15 protein-coding genes are annotated in these 20396 nt (G+C 60.7%); 10 read left to right on the top strand and 5 right to left on the bottom strand.

All coding sequences use genetic code 11. The annotated features are described in order from the left end of the window. Positions 1 to 30: 30 nt before the first annotated feature. From HBO19_RS17565 to HBO19_RS17585, 5 genes are all read left to right on the top strand, one after another. Positions 31 to 1758, top strand: a complete 1728-nt coding sequence (locus HBO19_RS17565) for an autotransporter assembly complex family protein (protein WP_169954364.1) — start codon at positions 31 to 33, stop codon at positions 1756 to 1758. Further along, positions 1755 to 5429: a translocation/assembly module TamB domain-containing protein gene (locus HBO19_RS17570; protein WP_170057958.1), complete on the top strand. Its 3675-nt coding sequence runs from the start codon at positions 1755 to 1757 to the stop codon at positions 5427 to 5429. Before HBO19_RS17565 ends, HBO19_RS17570 begins: the two co-directional genes overlap by 4 nt. A 220-nt stretch (positions 5430 to 5649) precedes the next feature. Continuing rightward, positions 5650 to 6123, top strand: a complete 474-nt coding sequence (locus tag HBO19_RS17575; protein WP_169954362.1) for a MarR family transcriptional regulator — start codon at positions 5650 to 5652, stop codon at positions 6121 to 6123. 41 nt (positions 6124 to 6164) lie between these two features. Further along, positions 6165 to 7367 (top strand): HlyD family efflux transporter periplasmic adaptor subunit, encoded by a 1203-nt coding sequence (locus tag HBO19_RS17580; RefSeq protein WP_169954361.1) that lies wholly within the window; start codon positions 6165 to 6167, stop codon positions 7365 to 7367. Then, positions 7367 to 8896, top strand: coding sequence for a DHA2 family efflux MFS transporter permease subunit (locus HBO19_RS17585; RefSeq protein ID WP_169954360.1), 1530 nt, complete (start codon positions 7367 to 7369; stop codon positions 8894 to 8896). The genes HBO19_RS17580 and HBO19_RS17585 overlap by 1 nt, the downstream gene beginning before the upstream one ends. Before the next feature lie 133 nt (positions 8897 to 9029). On the opposite strand, the gene lpxH is transcribed toward HBO19_RS17585, so the two are convergent. Continuing rightward, on the bottom strand, positions 9030 to 9779 hold the full coding sequence (gene lpxH / locus HBO19_RS17590) for a UDP-2,3-diacylglucosamine diphosphatase (RefSeq protein WP_170057959.1): 750 nt from the start codon (positions 9777 to 9779) through the stop codon (positions 9030 to 9032). Then, positions 9776 to 10279: a peptidylprolyl isomerase gene (locus HBO19_RS17595; protein WP_169954358.1), complete on the bottom strand. Its 504-nt coding sequence runs from the start codon at positions 10277 to 10279 to the stop codon at positions 9776 to 9778. Before HBO19_RS17595 ends, lpxH begins: the two co-directional genes overlap by 4 nt. Positions 10280 to 10526: 247 nt before the next feature. Here HBO19_RS17595 and HBO19_RS17600 point away from each other — a divergent pair, with 247 nt between their 5' ends. Then, positions 10527 to 12227 carry a glutamine--tRNA ligase/YqeY domain fusion protein gene (locus tag HBO19_RS17600; protein WP_169954357.1) on the top strand — a complete coding sequence of 567 codons (1701 nt, stop codon included), beginning with the start codon at positions 10527 to 10529 and terminating at the stop codon, positions 12225 to 12227. 41 nt (positions 12228 to 12268) lie between these two features. Beyond that, positions 12269 to 13651, top strand: a complete 1383-nt coding sequence (gene cysS, locus HBO19_RS17605) for a cysteine--tRNA ligase (RefSeq protein WP_170057960.1) — start codon at positions 12269 to 12271, stop codon at positions 13649 to 13651. A gap of 73 nt (positions 13652 to 13724) precedes the next feature. On the opposite strand, the gene HBO19_RS17610 is transcribed toward cysS, so the two are convergent. The 3 genes from HBO19_RS17610 to HBO19_RS17620 form a co-directional block, all read right to left on the bottom strand. Next, on the bottom strand, positions 13725 to 14273 hold the full coding sequence (locus HBO19_RS17610; protein ID WP_170043109.1) for a dihydrofolate reductase family protein: 549 nt from the start codon (positions 14271 to 14273) through the stop codon (positions 13725 to 13727). Positions 14274 to 14500: 227 nt separating this feature from the next. Further along, on the bottom strand, positions 14501 to 14860 hold the full coding sequence (locus HBO19_RS17615) for a hypothetical protein (protein ID WP_170057961.1): 360 nt from the start codon (positions 14858 to 14860) through the stop codon (positions 14501 to 14503). A 322-nt stretch (positions 14861 to 15182) separates the two neighbouring features. Further along, a complete protein-coding gene (locus HBO19_RS17620) occupies positions 15183 to 17003 on the bottom strand; it encodes a sigma-54-dependent Fis family transcriptional regulator (protein ID WP_170057962.1) in 1821 nt (606 codons plus the stop codon). 328 nt (positions 17004 to 17331) lie between these two features. On the opposite strand from HBO19_RS17620, the gene HBO19_RS17625 reads away from it, so the two are divergent. From HBO19_RS17625 to HBO19_RS17635, 3 genes are read left to right on the top strand one after another with little or no spacing between them, the layout of a single operon-like run. Beyond that, a complete protein-coding gene (locus HBO19_RS17625; RefSeq protein WP_170057963.1) occupies positions 17332 to 18426 on the top strand; it encodes an ABC transporter ATP-binding protein in 1095 nt (364 codons plus the stop codon). Next, on the top strand, positions 18426 to 19523 hold the full coding sequence (locus HBO19_RS17630; RefSeq protein ID WP_170057964.1) for an ABC transporter ATP-binding protein: 1098 nt from the start codon (positions 18426 to 18428) through the stop codon (positions 19521 to 19523). The genes HBO19_RS17625 and HBO19_RS17630 overlap by 1 nt, the downstream gene beginning before the upstream one ends. Then, entirely contained in the window at positions 19520 to 20386 is an 867-nt protein-coding gene (locus HBO19_RS17635) for a sugar ABC transporter permease (protein WP_029293322.1), read from the top strand. Before HBO19_RS17630 ends, HBO19_RS17635 begins: the two co-directional genes overlap by 4 nt. The last annotated feature ends 10 nt before the right edge of the window (positions 20387 to 20396 follow it).

The raw sequence follows: 20396 nt of genomic DNA on the forward strand, positions 1-20396 counted from the left end.
TGCTCCCCAGCTCGTGTAGCATCCGCGCCTATGAAGTTTTCAAATAGATTTACCAGCGGCTTGATTCTGCTGTTCACAAGCTGCGGCGCCCTGGCGCAAAGCGAGTTGGACGTGCGGGTCAAACCTTCAAACGATGCGCTGAAGGCCAATATCGAAGGCTATATCGGCGGGGTTGGCGAGCGTGACGAGGAGGCCTTGCTGCGCTTTAGCCGCGGTGCCGAGGAGCAGGCGCGCAAGGCCGCCCAGGCACTGGGCTATTATCAGCCGCAGATTGCCAGCGAGGTGAAGCCCGGCAAGAACCCGCGCCTGATCCTCAGTATCGACCCCGGCGAGCCCGTGCATTTGCGTAATGTCACGATTCGGGTGGACGGCCCGGCGGCCGAGCTCAAATCCTTTCGCGTACCTGACAGCCAAGACCTCAAGTCCGGCGCCGTGCTCAACCATGGCCATTACGAAGACGCCAAGCGCCTGATCCAGAACCAGGCCTCGCGCTTCGGCTATTTCAGTGGCCGCTTCACGCGTCAGACCCTGTCCGTCGACCCCCAGGCGGGCGTGGCCGATATCGAACTGGTCTACGACAGCGGCCCGCGTTACACCCTCGGCAAGGTCAACTTTGCTGGCGATACCCCGTTTGATGAAGAACTGTTGCAGCGCATGGTGCCGTTCCAAAGTGGCACCCCCTACGATTCCGAATTGATTGCCGAACTGAACCAGGCCCTGCAATCGAGTGGCTATTTCGAGGGTGTGCGGGTGGATGCCGCCCCGGCCGCGGCGGCCAATGATGTGATCCCGGTGGCGGTCCAGCTGGAAACCCGCAAACCGCGAACCATGGGCCTGGGCCTGGGTTTTTCCACCGACGTCGGCCCGCGTGGCAAGGCCAATTGGACGCGGCACTGGGTCAACCCCCAAGGGCACAGCTATGGCTGGGAGGCCGAGTTGTCGGCGCCTCGGCAGAACGTCGGCCTGTGGTACGACATTCCCCTCGATCCGCCGCTGACTGACAAGCTGCGTTTTGCCGGCGGCTACCAGAACGAAGAAATGGCCAACACCGACACCCTCAGCAAGTTGCTCACCCTCGGCCCGGAATGGCACAGCAAGTTGCCCAGCGGTTGGACACGGGTGATCTCGCTCAAATGGCAGCGCGAAGAATATCGCCTGGGGGACGACTCCGGCTTGAGCAATCTGCTGATGCCCGGAATCAGCTATTCCTACCTGCGCAGCGACAACCGCATCGACCCCCATAACGGCTATCGCCTGCAGTTCGATACCAAGGTGGCCAAGGAAGGGCTGGGTTCGGACACCAACCTGCTGTACGGCACGGCGATGATCAAGGGCTTGACCACCGTGTGGGACAAGCACCGCTTCCTCGGCCGTGCGCAGTTTGGCGGCAGCGCCACCAATGGCTACAAGTCGGTGCCGCCGTCCCTGCGCTTTTTTGCAGGTGGCGACCAGAGCGTGCGCGGCTACGAGTACCAGACCCTGTCCCCGGAAAACAACAAGGGCGACCGCATCGGTGGCCGCTACATGGTGGCCTTGAGCGCCGAGTATCAATATTCCATCGCCGAAAAATGGCGGATCGCGACCTTTGTCGACCAGGGCAACTCCTTTAACAGCCTGGAATTGCCGAGCCTGAAAACCGGGGTCGGGGTCGGCGTGCGCTGGGTGTCGCCGGTCGGCCCGATTCGCCTTGACCTGGCCCATGCCCTGGAAGATCCGGGCGGCATTCGTTTGCACTTTTCCATGGGGCCTGAGCTGTGAAGCGTGGTTTGAAAATAGCGGGTCTGAGTGTGGTGGCGGTTGCAGCCCTGGTGCCGCTGGCTGTCTGGAGCGTACTGGGTACGCAAGTCGGCAGTCGCTGGGCCCTCGGCCAAGTCCCGGGGTTGACCGTGGATAACTTCCAGGGCCGCCTGGGCGGGCAATGGAGCGCCGACCAGGTGCTGTGGCAACAAGACAGCAGCCGCGTGGAGCTCAACGCGCCGAAGTTCGATTGGTCACCGGCGTGCCTGTTGCGAATGACCTTGTGCATCCGGCAACTGGATGTGGAGCAGGTCAGCCTGCAATTGCCACCCAGCACCGAAGACAGCAGCGGCCCGATTACCCTGCCGGACTTGAACCTGCCCGTGGCCATCGAACTGGGCGACGTGCGCGTCGGCAGTCTGCTGTTCAACGGCAGCGAAGAACTCCAGGGCCTGCAACTGGCCGCGCACTGGACGGCCGCGGGGATGCAGATCGACGCGGTGCACCTGCAACGCGACGGCCTGGTGCTGGACCTCAACGGCGTGCTGCAACCCACCGGTGACTGGCCGCTGACGGCGAGCGGTAACCTGAGCCTGCCCTACGCCCCGGGCGGCGCGTCGTGGGCGGTGGCGCTGAACGTCACCGGTGATTTGCTCAAGACCCTCAAGCTCGACGCCGACAGCACGGGCTACCTGCCCGGCAAACTCAGCGGCGAACTGCAACCCCTGGTCGAGAACCTGCCCGCGCAGTTGCGCATCACCGCCGATGGTTTCAAACCCGCCGCCGACCTGCCGGACACCTTGCAACTCAACCAACTGGACCTGACTGCCAAGGGCGACCTGGGCACGGGCTATCAGCTGCTGGGCAAGGCTGTATTACCCGCAGAAAAAGGCCCGGTTGACCTGTTGCTGCAAGGCCGGGTCGATGCCAAGGGCGCGCAGATCGCCGGCCTGGACCTGAACGCCGGGGACAAGCAAAGCCTCAAGCTCAGTGCCCAATTGGATTGGCAGCAGGGTTTGAGCGCAGACGCAAAAATCGACTGGCTGGACTTCCCCTGGCATCGCCTGTATCCGCTGATTGACGAGCCGCAAGTGGTGTTGCGCACCTTCAACGGCGAAGTCTCCTACAAGGACGGCAACTACCTGGGCAATCTCAAGGCCGACCTCGACGGCCCGGCCGGCAAGTTCAGCCTGGTCACGCCGTTCAGCGGCGACCTCAAGCAAGTGTTCCTGCCCGAGCTGAAATTGACCGCTGGCCAGGGCAAGGCCGAAGGCCACCTGAACCTGCAATTTGCCGAGGGCATCGCCTGGGACACGGCGCTGGACCTGTCGGCGCTGAACCCGGCGTACTGGGTCGCAGAACTACCGGGCACCCTGGCTGGGCCGCTGCGCAGCAAAGGTGAGTTGAAGAACGAACAACTCAAGCTCAACGCCGACCTCGACCTCAAGGGCCGCCTGCGCGGCCAGCCTGCGGTGCTGGCGGCCAAGGCCGAAGGCGCGGGGGAGCAATGGACCCTGGCCAACCTGGATATCCGCCTGGGTGACAACCGCATCAATGGCAGTGGCAGCCTGCAACAGCGCCTGGCCGGGCAGATCGACATCAAGCTCGCACGCCTGGCCCAGCTGTGGCCGCAGTTGCGTGGGCAGGTCAACGGTCGGCTCGATGTGGCCGGTACGTTGAACGCGCCCCAGGGCAAGCTCGACCTCAAGGGCCAGCAACTGGTATTTGAAGAAAACCGCCTGCAAGCCCTCAGCCTGGACGCGACGCTCGATAGCGCACAGCGGGCGAAGATCGACCTCAAGGGCAGCGGCATCCAGGCCGGTGACACCCAGCTCGGTACCCTGACCGCCAGTGCCCAGGGCGATATCAAAAGCCAGAAAGTCCAACTGGAGCTGATGGGCCCCCTGGTCAAGCTGGCCCTGGCCCTGGACGGCAATCTTGACAAGGGCAACTGGCGCGGGCGCCTGGCCAGTGGCGATGTGCAGGCCGGTGGCCAGGACTGGAAACTGCAGGCCCCGGCAAAAATCGAGCGCATGGCCGACGGCAAGCTGACGTTCGCCGCCCACTGCTGGGTCTCCGGGCCCGCCAGCCTGTGTGGCGAAGACCAGCGGCTGATGCCTGATCCCAAGTTGCGTTACCACCTCAAGCAGTTCCCCATCGACAGCCTGGCGCAATGGCTGCCCAAGGATTTTGCCTGGCAGGGCAAGCTCAACGCCGATATCCAACTTGACCTACCGGCCAGCGGCCCCAAAGGCCTGATCGCGGTGGATGCCAGTGGCGGCACGCTGCGGGTAAAGGACAAGGACCAATGGCTGGATTTCCCCTACGACACCCTCAAGCTGGAAACCACGCTCAACCCCACGCGCATCGATACCCAGCTGAATTTTCGCGGTGGCAAGCTGGGTGAGTTGCTGTTACAGGCGCAGATCAACCCGGTGGCGAAAAACAAGCCGATCTCCGGCAACTTCAGCCTCACCGGCCTGGACCTGGCGGTCGCGCGGCCGTTTGTGCCGATGGTGGAAAAACTCAATGGCAAGCTCAATGGCAGCGGGCGCATCTCCGGCGGGTTGTTGGCGCCGCAGGTCAACGGCAGCATCAACCTGATCGCCGGCGAGATTTCCGGTCCCGAACTGCCCATCAGCCTTGAAGGCCTGAACGTGCAGGCCCTGATCGCCGGCGAAAGCGTGCAGCTCAACGGCGGCTGGCGCAGTGGCAAGGCCGGGCAGGGCAGCCTCAAGGGGCAGATCGACTGGGGGCGGGCGCTGGTCGTTGACCTCAGCCTGCAAGGTTCCCAGTTGCCGGTGACCGTCGAACCCTACGCCAAGCTGGAAGTGGCGCCCGACCTGAAGATCACCCTCAAGGACGACAAGTTGGCAATTGCCGGCAATATGCACATCCCGCGCGGCGATATCACCGTGCGCGAACTGCCGCCGTCCACGGTCAAGGTTTCGGATGACACAGTGATCGTTGGCAGCCAGACCGAAGAGGGCAAGCCGCCGATGGCCATGGCCATGGATATCAACGTGGTGGTGGGCGAGGACCAGCTCAACTTTGCCGGCTTCGGCCTGACCGCCAAGGTCCAGGGCCGGGTGCACATCGGCGACAACCTGGACACCCGTGGCGAACTCTGGCTCAACGACGGCCGTTACCGCGCCTACGGCCAGAGGCTGGATGTACGGCGTGCGCGCCTGCTGTTCGCCGGGCCGCTCGACCAGCCGTACCTGGATATCGAAGCCATCCGCAAGACAGACGACGTAATCGCCGGTATCCGCCTGAGCGGCAGTGCCGAGCAACCGACCACGCAAATCTTTTCGGAACCGGCCATGAGCCAGGAGCAGGCGCTGTCCTACCTGGTGCTGGGCCGCCCGTTGAGCACTACTGGCGAAGATAACAACATGCTGGCGCAAGCGGCGCTGGGCCTGGGGTTGATGGGCAGTGCCGGGGTGACCTCGGACATTGCCAAGAACCTGGGGATCCAGGACTTTGAACTGGACACCCAGGGCAGTGGCAATAACACCGCCGTGGTGGCCAGCGGCAAGATCACCGAGAAACTCAGCCTGCGTTACGGGGTCGGGGTATTCGAACCGGCCAGTACCATCGCCTTGCGTTACCTGCTGAGCAAGCGGGTGTACCTGGAAGTGGCCAGCGGCGTAGCCAGCTCGTTGGATATCTTCTACAAGCGCGATTTCTGACGTTTAGCCCACACCAACCTGTAGGAGCTGGCTTGCCAGCGATATCGGTCTGTCAGGCACTGGAAATAGTGACTGAACTACCGCTATCGCTGGCAAGCCAGCTCCTACAGTTGTGTCGTGGGGTATACCAAGCAACCTAACTATTTGTTTGACATTCGCTGCCTAGGCAGTAATATTTGGTCACATATTCACTGCCTAGGCAGTAATAAGGTGACTTTCGATGAAACACTTCACCCCGGAAAACTTCCACAACTGCCATCTCGGCCTGTTGCTGGGGCGCGCCGCGATTCTCAAAGACCGCATCATCGACACCCATATGGAACCCCACGGCATCACTGCCGCGCAGTTCAAGGTGTTGATCATCATGGCCCAGTTCGGCGTCGATACCCCGGCGGAGCTATGCCGCAACCTGTCCCTGGACAGCGGCTCGATGACCCGCATGCTCGACCGCCTGGAGCAAAAAGACCTGCTGGCGCGCAAGCGTTCCGAACAGGACCGGCGCCAGGTGCAACTGGTGCTGACCGCAGAAGGCCAGCGCCTGGCGGACATGTTGCCGCAGATCGGCGCCCAGGCCCTCAACCAGCTGGCTGGGGTGCTGGAGCCGGGGGAGTTGCAGACCCTGGAATACATCCTGAAGAAAATCCTGATCGCCGCCGGTGACCCCATCACGCTGCAGCGGGTCGGGACTCAATGAACACGCCAGTCACGCGCGCTGAATAACGCAAGGTACTTGTCATGGCTACTGCCCAAGCAAACAACACCGCTCAAACCCAACCCGACGACAGCAACCCGCGCAAACGCAAAATCATGTTGCTGGGCCTGGCGCTGATCGTCGTGCTCTGCGTCGTGGGCGTCTGGGGCTGGTACGAACTGTATGGCCGCTGGAGCGAAAGCACCGACGATGCCTACGTCAACGGCAACGTGGTGGAAATCACCCCGTTGGTCACCGGCACTGTGGTCAGCATTGGCGCCGACGATGGCGACCTGGTCCACGAAGGCCAGGTGCTGATCAACTTCGACCCCAACGACGCAGCCGTCGGCCTGCAAAGTGCCCAGGCCAACCTGGCGCGCACGGTACGCCAGGTGCGCGGCCTGTACAGCAATGTGGATGGCATGAAAGCCCAGGTACAGGCGCAAAAAGCCCAAGTGCAGACCGCCCAGGACAACTTCAACCGCCGCCGAATCCTCGCACAGGGTGGCGCGATTTCCCTGGAAGAACTGTCCCATGCCCGCGACGCCCTGAGCGCGGCGAGCAACTCATTGGCCAACCTGCAACAGCAACTCAATACCTCCACCGCGTTGGTGGATGACACGGTGATTTCCTCCCATCCGGATGTACAGGCCGCTGCCGCGCAACTGCGCCAGGCCTACCTGGCCAATGCGCGCAGCACCCTGATCGCACCGGTTACCGGCTACGTCGCCAAGCGCACCGTGCAACTGGGGCAGCGGGTCGAGCCGGGTACCGCGTTGATGGCGGTGATTCCCCTGGACCAACTGTGGATCGACGCCAACTTCAAGGAAACCCAACTGCGCCAGATGCGCATTGGCCAGCCGGTGGATATCGAGGCCGATCTCTACGGCAGCGACGTGAAGTACAGCGGCACCGTCGACAGCCTTGGCGCCGGTACCGGCAGCGCCTTTGCCTTGCTGCCGGCGCAGAACGCAACCGGCAACTGGATCAAGATCGTGCAGCGGGTGCCGGTGCGCATTCACATCAATGCCCAGGAGTTGGCCGAGCACCCATTGCGGGTGGGGCTGTCGACTCAGGTGCAAGTCAACCTGCATGACCAGAGCGGCCCGGTGCTGGCACAACAACCGCCGCAAAAAGCCTCGTTCAGCACCACTGTGTATGACCGCCAGTTGGCCGAGGCCGACGCGATGATCACCCAGTTGATCCATGACAACAGTGTGGCCGCGCCGAAGGCTGCGCAACGCTGATGAGCAATAACGCCTCCTTCACGCCGCCCAGCTTGCTGATGGCCACCATTGGCCTGTCCCTGGCGACCTTTATGCAGGTGCTCGACACCACCATCGCCAACGTGGCGCTGCCGACCATCTCCGGCAACCTGGGGGTGAGTTCGGAGCAGGGCACCTGGGTCATCACCTCATTTGCCGTGAGCAATGCTATTGCGCTGCCGTTGACCGGGTGGTTGAGCCGGCGCTTTGGCGAGGTGAAGCTGTTTTTGTGGGCCACCATTTTGTTTGTGCTGGCCTCGTTCCTGTGTGGTATCTCCACCTCGATGCCCGAGCTGATTGGCTTCCGGGTCCTGCAGGGCTTGGTCGCGGGGCCGTTGTACCCGATGACCCAGACCCTGTTGATCGCGGTCTATCCGCCTGCCAGGCGGGGCATGGCCCTGGCATTGCTGGCGATGGTCACGGTGGTCGCGCCGATTGCCGGGCCGATTCTTGGCGGTTGGATCACCGACAGCTACAGCTGGCCGTGGATCTTCTTTATCAACGTGCCCATCGGGATTTTTGCGGTGATGGTGGTGCGTGCGCAGCTCAAGAAGCGGCCGGTGGTCACCAGCCATCAGCCGATGGATTATGTTGGCCTGTTGAGCCTGATCGTCGGGGTCGGTGCCTTGCAGATCATCCTCGACAAGGGCAATGACCTGGACTGGTTCGAGTCCAATTTCATCATCATCGGCGCGGCCATTTCGGTGATCGCCCTGGCGGTGTTCGTGATCTGGGAAATGACCGACAAACACCCGGTGGTCAACCTGCGCCTGTTTGCCCACCGCAACTTCCGCATCGGCACCATCGTGCTGGTGCTGGGCTACGCCGGGTTCTTTGGTATCAACCTGATCCTGCCGCAATGGCTACAGACGCAGATGGGCTACACCGCCACCTGGGCCGGGCTGGCCGTGGCGCCGATCGGTATCCTGCCGGTGCTGATGTCGCCCTTTGTCGGCAAGTACGCACACAAGTTCGACTTGCGGCTGCTGGCCGGCCTGGCGTTCCTGGCGATTGGCCTGAGCTGCTTTATGCGCGCCGGCTTCACCAATGAAGTGGACTTCCAGCACATCGCCCTGGTGCAACTGTTCATGGGCATCGGCGTGGCGCTGTTCTTCATGCCGACCTTGAGCATCCTGATGTCCGACCTGCCGCCGCACCAGATCGCCGACGGCGCAGGCCTGGCGACCTTCCTGCGGACCCTGGGTGGCAGCTTTGCGGCATCGTTGACCACCTGGATCTGGATTCGCCGGGCTGACCAGCATCATGCCTACATGAGCGAGAGCATGAGTGTGTACGACTCGGCCACCCGCGATGCCCTGAACACCCTGGGCGGTGCGGGCCACAAGGCCTATGCGCAACTGGACCAGGTCCTCACCAGCCAGGCATACATGATGTCTACCGTGGACTACTTCACCTTGCTGGGGTGGATGTTCATGGGCTTGATCCTGCTGGTGTGGCTGGCCAAGCCGCCGTTTACCGCAAAGGCGGGGCCGGCGGCGTCAGGGCACTGATCTTGAATTGCAATGCAGTCAACTGTAGGAGCTGGCTTGCCTGCGATGGCATCACCTCGGTGTGACTGATGTACCGAGGTGCCTGCATCGCAGGCAAGCCAGCTCCTACATATTGATCGGTGTTGTGTCTGGGTTATGCGCCAGGCAACGCCAACTGCGGATTGACGAAGTCGAATGCCGCCAACTGGAAACCTTGCTCATCCACCTGCAACGCCCAACCCTGCTTGTCCCAATCCCCCAGCACAATGCGTTTGGCCGCCTGCTCGCCAATCTGCAATTTGTGAATGGCCGGGCGGTGGGTGTGGCCGTGGACCAGGGTGTGCACGCCATGGGCCTGCATTACCCGTGGCACTTCCTCGGGCGTTACATCGACAATATCGTTGGCCTTCATGCGCGTCTGCGCGCGGCTTTCACTGCGCAGCTTGCGCGCCAGCTTATGGCGGGTGCGCAAGGGCAGGTGGCGCAGGATAAACAGCACAAGGGGGTTACGCAGGATGCGCCGCAGCTTCATATAGCCGAGGTCGCGGGTACACAGGCTGTCGCCGTGCATCAACAGCACGGGCTCGCCATACATCTGCACGACGCTGGGGTCCTTGAGCAAGGTCGCGCCTGCTGCTTTGCAGAACGCCTTGCCGATCAGGAAATCGCGGTTGCCGTGCATCAGGAATATTTGGGTGCCGCTGTCGCTCAGCTCACGTAGAGCCGCGCATATCGAACGCTGGAACGGGGTCATGCCATCGTCGCCAATCCAGGCTTCGAAGAAGTCCCCCAGGATGTACAACGCTTGCGCGCCACGGGCGCGGCCGTGGAGTAAATCCAGAAACGCCCGGGTAATGTCCGGGCGCTCCTCTTCCAGATGCAAATCTGAAATCAGCAATATCACGCAATGATCTCGGCTTTCTCGATGATCACGTCTTCTGCTGGTACGTCCTGGTGGCCGGACTTCATGGTGGTGGAAACACCCTTGATCTTGTCCACGACGTCGGTGCCTTCGGTGACTTTACCGAATACCGCGTAACCCCAACCCTGTACGGTCTTGGCGCTGTGGTTCAGGAAGCTGTTGTCGGCCACGTTGATGAAGAACTGCGCGGAGGCCGAATGCGGCTCCATGGTGCGGGCCATGGCGACGGTGTACTTGTCGTTGGAGAGACCGTTGTCCGCTTCGTTCTGGATGCTTGGACGCTTGTCTTTCTTTTCTTTCATGCCTGGCTCGAAACCGCCGCCCTGGATCATGAAGTTGCCGATGACACGGTGGAAAACAGTGTTTTCGTAGTGGCCGGCTTTAACGTATTCGATGAAGTTGGCGACGGTGGTCGGCGCTTTCTCGGCGTTCAGCTCGATGACGATGTCACCGTGGTTGGTGGTCAGTTTGACTTGAGTCATGTTCATTACTCTTTTCAGGGAATTCGTGGGTTCGGCCGCCTGGGCACCTTACCGGGTTGGCTAAATTGCGGCCAAGGCGCGCAGTTTAGCGTGCCCTGCAGGAATTTCGAGGTGGTTTTTCACCGCCCATGCAATAAATGCAGCAGTTTTTGGCCATGCCCTGTCAGGTGTTTGACAGCATCGGCTATGATAAGCCCTTTGTTTGTCTGGCCCGACCCGGCCACGTACCTGTCTGTTCAAGGATCCTATGAGCAAGCCCACTGTCGACCCTACCTCGAATTCCAAGGCCGGACCTGCCGTCCCGGTCAATTTCCTGCGCCCGATCATCCAGGCGGACCTGGATTCGGGCAAGCACACGCAGATCGTCACCCGTTTCCCGCCGGAGCCCAACGGTTACCTGCACATCGGCCACGCCAAGTCGATCTGTGTGAACTTCGGCCTGGCCCAGGAGTTCGGTGGCGTCACGCACCTGCGTTTCGACGACACCAACCCGGCCAAGGAAGACCAGGAATACATCGACGCCATCGAAAGCGACATCAAGTGGCTGGGCTTTGAATGGTCCGGTGAAGTGCGCTACGCCTCCAAGTATTTCGACCAGTTGTTCGACTGGGCCGTGGAGCTGATCAAGGCCGGCAAGGCCTACGTCGACGACCTGACCCCGGAGCAGGCCAAGGAATACCGTGGCAGCCTGACCGAGCCTGGCAAGAACAGCCCGTTTCGCGATCGTTCGGTAGAAGAGAACCTGGACTGGTTCACCCGCATGCGCGACGGCGAGTTCCCGGACGGCGCCCGTGTACTGCGGGCCAAGATCGACATGGCCTCGCCGAACATGAACCTGCGCGACCCGATCATGTACCGCATCCGTCATGCCCATCACCACCAGACCGGTGACAAGTGGTGCATCTACCCCAACTACGACTTCACCCATGGTCAGTCGGACGCCATCGAAGGCATCACCCACTCCATCTGCACCCTGGAGTTCGAAAGCCATCGCCCGCTGTACGAATGGTTCCTCGACAGCCTGCCGGTACCGGCGCACCCGCGTCAGTACGAATTCAGCCGCCTGAACCTGAACTACACCATCACCAGCAAGCGCAAGCTCAAGCAACTGGTCGATGAAAAACACGTGTTCGGCTGGGACGACCCACGCATGTCGACGCTGTCGGGTTTCCGTCGTCGCGGCTACACCCCGGCATCGATCCGCAACTTCTGCGAGATGGTCGGCACTAACCGCTCCGACGGCGTGGTTGACTACGGCATGCTTGAGTTCAGCATCCGCCAGGACCTCGACGCGAACGCCCCGCGCGCAATGTGCGTGCTGCGTCCGTTGAAAGTGGTGATCACCAACTACCCGCAAGACCAGGTCGAGAACCTCGAACTGCCGCGTCACCCGCAAAAAGAAGAACTGGGCGTGCGCAAGCTGCCGTTTGCCCGTGAAATCTACATCGACCGTGACGACTTCATGGAAGAGCCGCCCAAGGGCTACAAGCGCCTGGAGCCGAACGGTGAAGTGCGTCTGCGCGGCAGCTACGTGATTCGTGCCGATGAAGCGATCAAGGATGCCGAGGGCAACATCGTCGAACTGCGTTGCTCCTACGATCCTGAAACCCTGGGCAAGAACCCTGAAGGCCGCAAGGTCAAGGGCGTGGTGCACTGGGTGCCGGCGGCTGCCAGCGTCGAGTGCGAAGTGCGCCTGTACGATCGCCTGTTCCGCTCGCCGAACCCTGAAAAGGCCGAAGACAGCGCGAGTTTCCTCGACAACATCAACCCTGACTCCCTGCAAGTACTTACGGGTTGTCGTGCCGAGCCATCGCTTGGCGACGCACAGCCGGAAGACCGTTTCCAGTTCGAGCGCGAAGGCTACTTCTGCGCGGATATCAAGGACTCCAAACCTGGTCATCCGGTATTCAACCGTACCGTGACCTTGCGTGATTCGTGGGGCCAGTGATGCAGCCGTGAGCGGCTTGCATAGAGAGAAAAGGAAGCATCGTGCTAACGATCTACAACACGCTGAGCAAAACCAAAGAAGTCTTCAAGCCGCTGGATGGCAACAAGGTGCGCATGTACGTGTGCGGCATGACCGTGTACGACTACTGCCACATCGGCCACGGCCGCAGCATGGTTGCCTTCGACCTGGTGACCCGCTGGTTGCGTTTCAGCGGCTACGACTTGACCTATGTGCGCAACATCACCGATATCGACGACAAGATCATCAATCGCGCCAATGAAAACGGCGAGTCGTTCGACGCGCTGACCGAGCGCATGATCGCCGCGATGCACGAGGACGAGGCGCGCCTCAACATCCTCAAGCCGGACATGGAACCGCGCGCCACGGACCACATCCCGGGCATGCACGCGATGATCCAGACCTTGATCGACAAGGGCTATGCCTACGCCCCGGGCAATGGCGACGTGTACTACCGCGTCGCCAAGTTCATGGGCTACGGCAAGCTGTCGCGCAAGAAAATCGAAGACCTGCGCATCGGCGCCCGCATCGAAGTCGACGAAGCCAAGCAAGACCCGCTGGACTTCGTGCTGTGGAAAGGCACCAAGCCTGGCGAGCCGAGCTGGGAGTCGCCATGGGGCGCCGGGCGTCCGGGCTGGCACATCGAATGCTCGGTGATGTCCACCTGCTGCCTGGGCGAGACTTTCGACATTCATGGCGGCGGCAGCGATCTTGAGTTCCCGCACCACGAAAACGAAATCGCCCAAAGCGAAGCGGCCACCGGCAAGACCTACGCCAACGCGTGGATGCATTGCGGCATGATTCGCATCAATGGCGAGAAGATGTCCAAGTCCTTGAACAACTTCTTCACCATCCGCGACGTGCTGGAAAAGTACCACCCAGAGGTTGTGCGTTACCTGCTGGTATCAAGCCATTACCGCAGCTCCATCAACTACTCGGAAGACAACCTCAAGGACGCCAAGGGCGCCCTGGAGCGGTTCTACCACGCATTGAAAGGCCTGCCGGTTGTGGCGCCGGCCGGTGGCGAGGCGTTTGTCGAGCGCTTCACCACGGTGATGAACGATGACTTCGGCACCCCCGAAGCCTGCGCCGTGCTGTTCGAGATGGTCCGCGAGATCAACCGCCTGCGTGAGAGCGATCTCACCGCTGCGGCCGGCCTGGCGGCCCGTCTCAAGGAGCTGGCGAGCGTGCTGGGCGTGCTGCAAATGGAAGCCGACGACTTTCTGCAAGCCGGCGCCGAAGGGCGTGTGGATGCAGCCGAAGTCGACGCACTGATCCAGGCCCGCCTGAATGCCCGTGCCAACAAGGACTGGGCAGAATCCGACCGCATCCGCGACCAACTCACCGCCATGGGCGTGGTATTGGAAGACGGCAAGGGCGGGACGACATGGCGCTTGGCTGACTGACGGCTGATGGCTGCACGCTGAATAAAAACGCCCCGACTGGTTCGGGGCGTTTTTGTGTGTGCTGGTTTATCAGTCAACGGTGCTCAACTGCATACCGGCTCTGGACAAAGCCATTGTCCGAGGCGCAGGTATCGATGTGGCGAAGGTCATATTCACGACCGTCTTGACTGAACAAGGGAACCCCCTGGCCCAGCAGGATCGGGATGCGAGTGATGATCAACTCATTGAGCAGGCCTGCTTCAAGAAATGCCTGGATGGTCTGGCCACCATCGATATACAGATGCTTCATACCGCGCTCGGCAAGCTGTTCGACGAGTGTGCTCACATCGACGGCCAGCACTTCTACCTTGCCCTGGAGGTGCACAGGAATCTCCAAGGTCTTGTGAGAAAGCGCAATGACCGGCGTGCCCTCATAGGGCCACTCGGGAAAGGACAGTACTTTCTCCAGGGTTTTGCGTCCCATGACCAACGCGTCAACCGTTGCGATGAAGCTGTCATACGTGATGCCGTTCAAGCCCGAACTTTCATATTTCGGTCGGTGCAACCACTCAATATCACCGTCCGGGCGGGCAATAAAACCGTCGATACTTGCCGCGATAAAGACGGAACATTTGATCTTCATGGGTGGTAACACTCCTTTTTTACCAAGTGGAATCAGGAAGGTATCACTTTGACGCCTACAAACGGCGGCGGATGGCGCAACGACAGGGCGGTTGGCCGACTGATGGCTCACACTGAATAAAAACGCCCCGCCTGGTTCGGAGCGTTTTTGTGCGTGCTGGTTTGCAAATCAGCACCGCTCAACTGTAGGAGCTGGCTTGCCAGCGATGGCGGACCGGCGATCGCAGACTAATCTGGATGGTGAGTCGGCCTTCCTCTTTCTTGCTCTGTTCCATATTGAACGACGGCGTTGTTTACCAATAGCTCAACGCCTTCGAGCATCCGACAAATTCCTAGTGCCACACGCCGTGCAGTGCCGTCTACTTCAAAAGCCAAATGGGTTGCTAATACTTGAAGCGATGCAAGGTCTTCCGAAGCGTTAATCAACAACACCTCTGCATCTAACCCTTCGCGCACGGTGAAAAGGCGGTGATCTTCAGCAGGCCGCTTGGTTTCGGCAGGAGGGTTCAGGTAGTAGTCAATCGCTCGTTGAGCAGCCCCCTGAAGCGAGGTTGAGTCTAACGGCGGGTTTGGACTGTGTTTGATCATGGTAAAGCTCCCAGAGTTATGGAGCCGCTACCCATCGCTGCGAAACGATACCCGGGTGGCAGCTGTACGCAGGTTCGCAGACCGGGACTCTAGGAACCCGGCATACCCAAAGGTATCCCGCGCACAGCCGCCATAACATCAGGCATAAAAAAGCGCCCGTTATCTTATGGTGGACGCTGTGCGTCTAGAGTTTAACCGGGCTGCGAAACCCGGTCGCTGAATTTGCAGCGACTACCGAAGATTATTGGGGCATCTTCCGAGCAGCAACCCTAAAACGCTGTCGGATAAATCTGAGGGTAGATGCATGTTGGGGCGGTTACCGTTACGTAGCGGCGCGCAACCGCTTGTATAGCGTATTGCGGCTAACCCCCAGCTCCCGCGCCAGGTGGGAGATATTGCCGCCGACCGCCGCCAGTCGTTGCTCAAGGTGTTGCCTATCGTCCAGCTCGCCCACCACCACCGGTGCGCTGGGAGACGTGTGCCCCAGGTCGACAAAAAAATCATCCGGCAGGTGCTCCGGGCGGATCGGTTGGTCCTCGGCCATGGCCAGTGCCACCTGCATCACGCTGCTGACCTGGCGCAGGTTGCCCGGCCAGGGATGTTGCTCGAACAATCCCAGCACTTCGGCGCTGAGTCCGGCCCACTGCGTGGGTTCGCGGTGCTGTTGCCACAGTTGCTTGAACAGCGCCTGCTTGTCACTGCGCTCGCGCAGGGGCGGCAGCTCCAGGGTCAGGCCGCCGATGCGGTAGTACAAATCCTCGCGAAACCGGCCGAGCTGCACCTGTTCGCGCAGCGAGCGGTTGGTGGCCGAGATAATGCGCAGGTCCACCGGGAACAATTCGCTGCTGCCCACCGGCTGTACGCAACGCTCCTGCAACACCCGCAGCAGCCGGGCCTGGGTGGGCAGGGGCATGTCGCCTATCTCATCGAGAAACAGTGTGCCTTTGTCCGCCTTGCGGATCAGGCCGATGCTGCCTTTTTGATTGGCGCCGGTGAACGCGCCTTTTTCGTAGCCAAACAGTTCCGATTCCACCAGCTCCGCCGGAATTGCCGCACAGTTGACCGCGATAAACGCCTGCTGGCTGCGGGAACTGGCCTGGTGCAGGGCTTTGACGAAGACTTCCTTGCCTACGCCGGTTTCGCCGTGGATCAGCAGCGGGATGTCTTTTTCCAGTAGGCGCTCGGCCTGGCGCACGGCTTTTTCCACGCGGCTGTCGCCAAAGTGCAGGGTCTTGAGGCCGATGACGGTGGGGGCCGGCTCGGTAAAGACCCTGGCCTGCACCGGCACCTGCCTGGGGCGTTTGAGCAGGCATTGGAAACGGTTGCGCCCGGCGGCTTGCAGGGCAAAGGGTAGGCCTTCGGGCTGGTTGAGCAGCTCCAGCAGCGAGACTTTGAACAGGCTGTCGATCATCACCCGTGACAGGCTGATGCCCAGCAGGTTGTCGGCGCGGCGGTTGGCCGACAGCACCTGGCCACTTTCATCGAAAATCAGCAGGCCGGCCCACTGGCTGTCGAGGTTGTTCAGGCCGGTATTGAACGTCAGTTGGAAGTGCTCGCCGCCAAACAGGTTGAGGATCAGGCGGTTTTCCACGGTCTGGCTCATCATCTTGACCATGCCCAGGGTGTGGGAGGGCGGCAGGTAGCTGTCGCTGGACACATCCAGCACCGCAATGATTTCGCGGTTGGCATCAAAGATCGGCGCGGCCGAACCGGTCATGAACCGGTTGGCCTTGAGGAAATGCTCGTCATGCTCGATATGCACTGCCTGGGCGCAGGCCAGCGCGGTGCCGATGGCGTTGGTGCCGGTGGCGCGCTCCATCCAACTGGCCCCGGCGCTGAAGCCACGGGCGAGCTTGGGTTCGATAAAACGCTGGGTGCCCCAGGAAGTCAGGACCTGGCCCTGGTTGTCGGCGAGCATGATCAGGCAGTTGGAATTGCTGAGGATGTTCTCGTAATAGGGCAGCACTTCCTGGTGAGTAGTCTGGACTAGCGCGTGCTGGCTCTCCAGCAACTGGCTGATGCCCTCGGCGGGCAACTGGTCGAAGCTGGGGGTGCTCTGGTGATCCAGGCCAAAGGCGCGGCAGCGGCGCCAGGAGTCCTGGATGATGGTGTCGTGGGGCAAAAGCGGGGCAGGTGCGGCCATGGTGGTGACCTTCTTTTTATTGTTGTTATGAACCGTGCACCGCTCACCTTGTGGGAGCTGGCTTGCCTGCGATGGCGTCCGTGAGATCGCTATCGCAGGCAAGCCAGCTCCCACAGGTTGAACGGTTTTACTGGGCTTACTCAGTGTTGTTCAGAACTGTTCATTGTCAACCCGCTGGTTGTTCAATTGTTCAGTTGTGAATGTTCATTTCTGTTCAGCACCGAGCACTGGTTTTGCTCAAGTCTCTGGTAAATCAACACTTTTTATTATTGGCACGAAACTGGCTCTGCCCCTGGAAGAACAATTCCAATAAGAAAAAGGGCGTGTCATGTCATTGACCCTGGAACATGTGACCCGTGTCGTCGAAGGCCAGACCTGGATCGATGACGCCAACCTGCGCTTTGAAGCTGGCTCTTTCAATGTGTTGCTGGGCCGTACGCTGTCCGGCAAGACCAGCCTTATGCGCCTGATGGCCGGCCTGGACAAGCCTGATGCAGGGCGCATCCTGATGAACGGCGTCGACGTCACCCATAAACCGGTGCGCTTGCGCAATGTGTCGATGGTGTACCAGCAGTTCATCAACTACCCCACCATGACCGTGTTCGAGAACATCGCCTCCCCTCTGCGCCAGGCCGGGGTGAGCATCGAGCTGATCCACAGCAAAGTGCTGGAAACCGCGAAGATGCTGCGCATCGACAAGTTCCTGCAACGTCATCCCCTGGAGCTGTCCGGTGGCCAGCAGCAGCGCACGGCCATGGCTCGGGCGCTGGTCAAGGATGCAGAACTGATTTTGTTCGACGAGCCCCTGGTGAACCTGGACTACAAACTGCGCGAAGAGCTGCGTCAGGAAATGCGCGAGTTGTTCAAGGCCCGCAACACCATTGCCATCTATGCCACCACCGAACCCAACGAGGCACTGGCGCTGGGTGGTACCACCACCATCCTCCACGAAGGCCGGGTGATCCAGAGCGGCAAGGCCGCCGAGGTCTATCATCAACCGCAGACCGTGCTGGCCGCCGAACTGTTTTCCGAGCCGCCGATCAACCTGATGCCGGGGCGCATCAGCGGTAACGAAGTGAGTTTCGCCAACGATGTGCACTTCCCATTGAACGTAGACCTGCGGCCGGTTGGCGAGGGCGAGTTCCGTTTTGGCGTGCGTCCCAGCCATATCAGCCTGGTGCCCAGCAACGACGATGACCTGGAACTGGCGGTCACCGTGGAAGTTGCGGAGATCAGCGGCTCGGAAACCTTCCTGCATGTGCGCAGCGAGCATTTTTTGCTGGTGTTGCACCTACCGGGGGTACACGAGTACGACGTGGATGCGCCGATCCGCATCTACATACCGACCCATAAACTGTTTGTGTTCGATGGCCAGGGTCGTTTGGTCCAGGCTCCCGGGCGCCGTGTCGCGAGGGTTGCCTGATGGCCGAGATCCATTTGCAGAACCTGGCGCATAGCTACAGCCCTACACCCACAGGGCCTGAAGACTACGCCATTCGCGAAATGAACCACGTCTGGGAGCAGGGCGGTGCCTACGCATTGCTCGGTCCTTCGGGGTGTGGCAAATCAACCCTGCTCAACATCATCTCCGGCCTGCTCAGCCCTTCGGAAGGCCAGGTGCTGTTCGACAGCAAGGTGGTGAATGACCTGACCCCGGAAAAGCGCAATATCGCCCAGGTGTTCCAGTTCCCGGTGGTCTACGACACCATGACGGTGTTCGATAACCTGGCATTCCCCCTGCGCAACCAGGGCATGGCCGAGGCGAAAGTGCACAGCAAGGTGCAGGAAATTTCCGAGGTGCTCGACCTGCAGAACCTGCTGGGTAAAAAAGCCCGCAACCTCAGTGCCGATGAAAAGCAAAAGGTCTCAATGGGCCGTGGCCTAGTGCGCGATGACGTGTCGGCGATCCTGTTCGACGAACCGCTGACGGTGATCGACCCGCACCTGAAGTGGAAACTGCGGCGCAAGCTCAAGCAGATCCATGAGCAGTTCAATATCACCATGGTCTACGTCACCCACGATCAGTTGGAGGCCTCGACCTTTGCCGACAAGATCGCGGTGATGTACGGCGGGCAGATTGTGCAGTTCGGCACGCCACGGGAATTGTTTGAGCGTCCCAGCCATACCTTTGTCGGCTATTTCATCGGCAGCCCTGGGATGAATTTGATTGAGGTGCAGGCCGATGCCGGTGGGGTGCGGTTTGCCGGGACACATCTGGCGTTGTCCGAAGTGCAGCAACGGCAGATATCGGAAAAGGATTACAAGAAACTCCAGGTCGGCATACGTCCCGAGTTCATTCATGTGTGGGATGAGCCCAATCCCGACGCGTTGCAGGCCGAGGTCATGCATGTCGAAGACCTGGGCACCTACAAGATCCTGACCCTCAACCTCGACGGCGCGCCCTTGAAGGTGCGCCTGGCCGAAGACAAACCGGTACCCGAAGGGCGGGCGTCGATCAGCTTCCCGGCGCAGTGGTTGATGGTGTATGCCGACGATTACCTGCTGGAGGCGCGCCCATGAACAAGGTGCAGAACAATAAGGCCTGGTGGCTGGTGTTGCCGGTGTTCCTGCTGGTGGCGTTCAGCGCGGTGATCCCGATGATGACCGTGGTCAACTACTCGGTGCAGGACATTTTCGATCAGTCCAGCCGCTATTTCGTCGGGGCTGATTGGTACAAGCAGGTATTGCTGGACCCGCGCCTGCATGACTCGCTGTTGCGCCAGTTCATCTATTCCGCGTGTGTGCTGCTGATCGAGATCCCGCTGGGCATTGCCATCGCCCTGACCATGCCCACCAAGGGCCGCTGGTCCTCCCTGGTACTGATTGTGATGGCCATCCCGCTGCTGATCCCGTGGAACGTGGTCGGCACCATCTGGCAGATTTTTGGCCGTGCCGATATCGGCCTGCTGGGGTCGAGCCTGAATGCCATGGGCATCAACTACAACTATGCCGCCAACACCATGGACGCCTGGGTCACGGTGCTGGTGATGGATGTATGGCACTGGACCTCTTTGGTGGCGCTGCTGTGCTACTCGGGGCTGCGGGCCATACCGGATGTGTACTACCAGGCTGCGCGGATTGATCGGGCATCGGCCTGGGCGGTTTTCCGACATATCCAGTTGCCGAAGATGAAGAGCGTGCTGTTGATCGCGGTGATGCTGCGCTTCATGGACAGTTTCATGATCTATACCGAGCCGTTTGTCCTGACGGGAGGCGGGCCGGGTAACGCAACGACCTTCCTAAGTCAGACCCTGACCCAGATGGCGGTAGGGCAATTCGACCTGGGGCCTGCAGCCGCGTTTTCCCTGGTGTATTTCCTGATCATCCTGTTGGTGTCCTGGCTGTTCTACACCGCCATGACCCACTCCGACGCCAACCGCTGAGGCCGCCAAC

This window comes from Pseudomonas sp. WS 5021 (assembly GCF_012985535.1).
Lineage (GTDB): Bacteria > Pseudomonadota > Gammaproteobacteria > Pseudomonadales > Pseudomonadaceae > Aquipseudomonas.

Bases quoted from the DNA above. Each gene is read 5' to 3' on its own strand.
- HBO19_RS17565 (WP_169954364.1), top strand. From the start codon at position 31: ATGAAGTTTTCAAATAGATTTACCAGCGGCTTGATTCTGCTGTTCACA.
- HBO19_RS17575 (WP_169954362.1), top strand. From the start codon at position 5,650: ATGAAACACTTCACCCCGGAAAACTTCCACAACTGCCATCTCGGCCTG.
- HBO19_RS17580 (WP_169954361.1), top strand. From the start codon at position 6,165: ATGGCTACTGCCCAAGCAAACAACACCGCTCAAACCCAACCCGACGAC.
- HBO19_RS17585 (WP_169954360.1), top strand. From the start codon at position 7,367: ATGAGCAATAACGCCTCCTTCACGCCGCCCAGCTTGCTGATGGCCACC.
- HBO19_RS17595 (WP_169954358.1), bottom strand. From the start codon at position 10,279: ATGACTCAAGTCAAACTGACCACCAACCACGGTGACATCGTCATCGAG.
- HBO19_RS17600 (WP_169954357.1), top strand. From the start codon at position 10,527: ATGAGCAAGCCCACTGTCGACCCTACCTCGAATTCCAAGGCCGGACCT.
- HBO19_RS17610 (WP_170043109.1), bottom strand. From the start codon at position 14,273: ATGAAGATCAAATGTTCCGTCTTTATCGCGGCAAGTATCGACGGTTTT.
- HBO19_RS17615 (WP_170057961.1), bottom strand. From the start codon at position 14,860: ATGATCAAACACAGTCCAAACCCGCCGTTAGACTCAACCTCGCTTCAG.
- HBO19_RS17620 (WP_170057962.1), bottom strand. From the start codon at position 17,003: ATGGCCGCACCTGCCCCGCTTTTGCCCCACGACACCATCATCCAGGAC.
- HBO19_RS17625 (WP_170057963.1), top strand. From the start codon at position 17,332: ATGTCATTGACCCTGGAACATGTGACCCGTGTCGTCGAAGGCCAGACC.
- HBO19_RS17630 (WP_170057964.1), top strand. From the start codon at position 18,426: ATGGCCGAGATCCATTTGCAGAACCTGGCGCATAGCTACAGCCCTACA.
- HBO19_RS17635 (WP_029293322.1), top strand. From the start codon at position 19,520: ATGAACAAGGTGCAGAACAATAAGGCCTGGTGGCTGGTGTTGCCGGTG.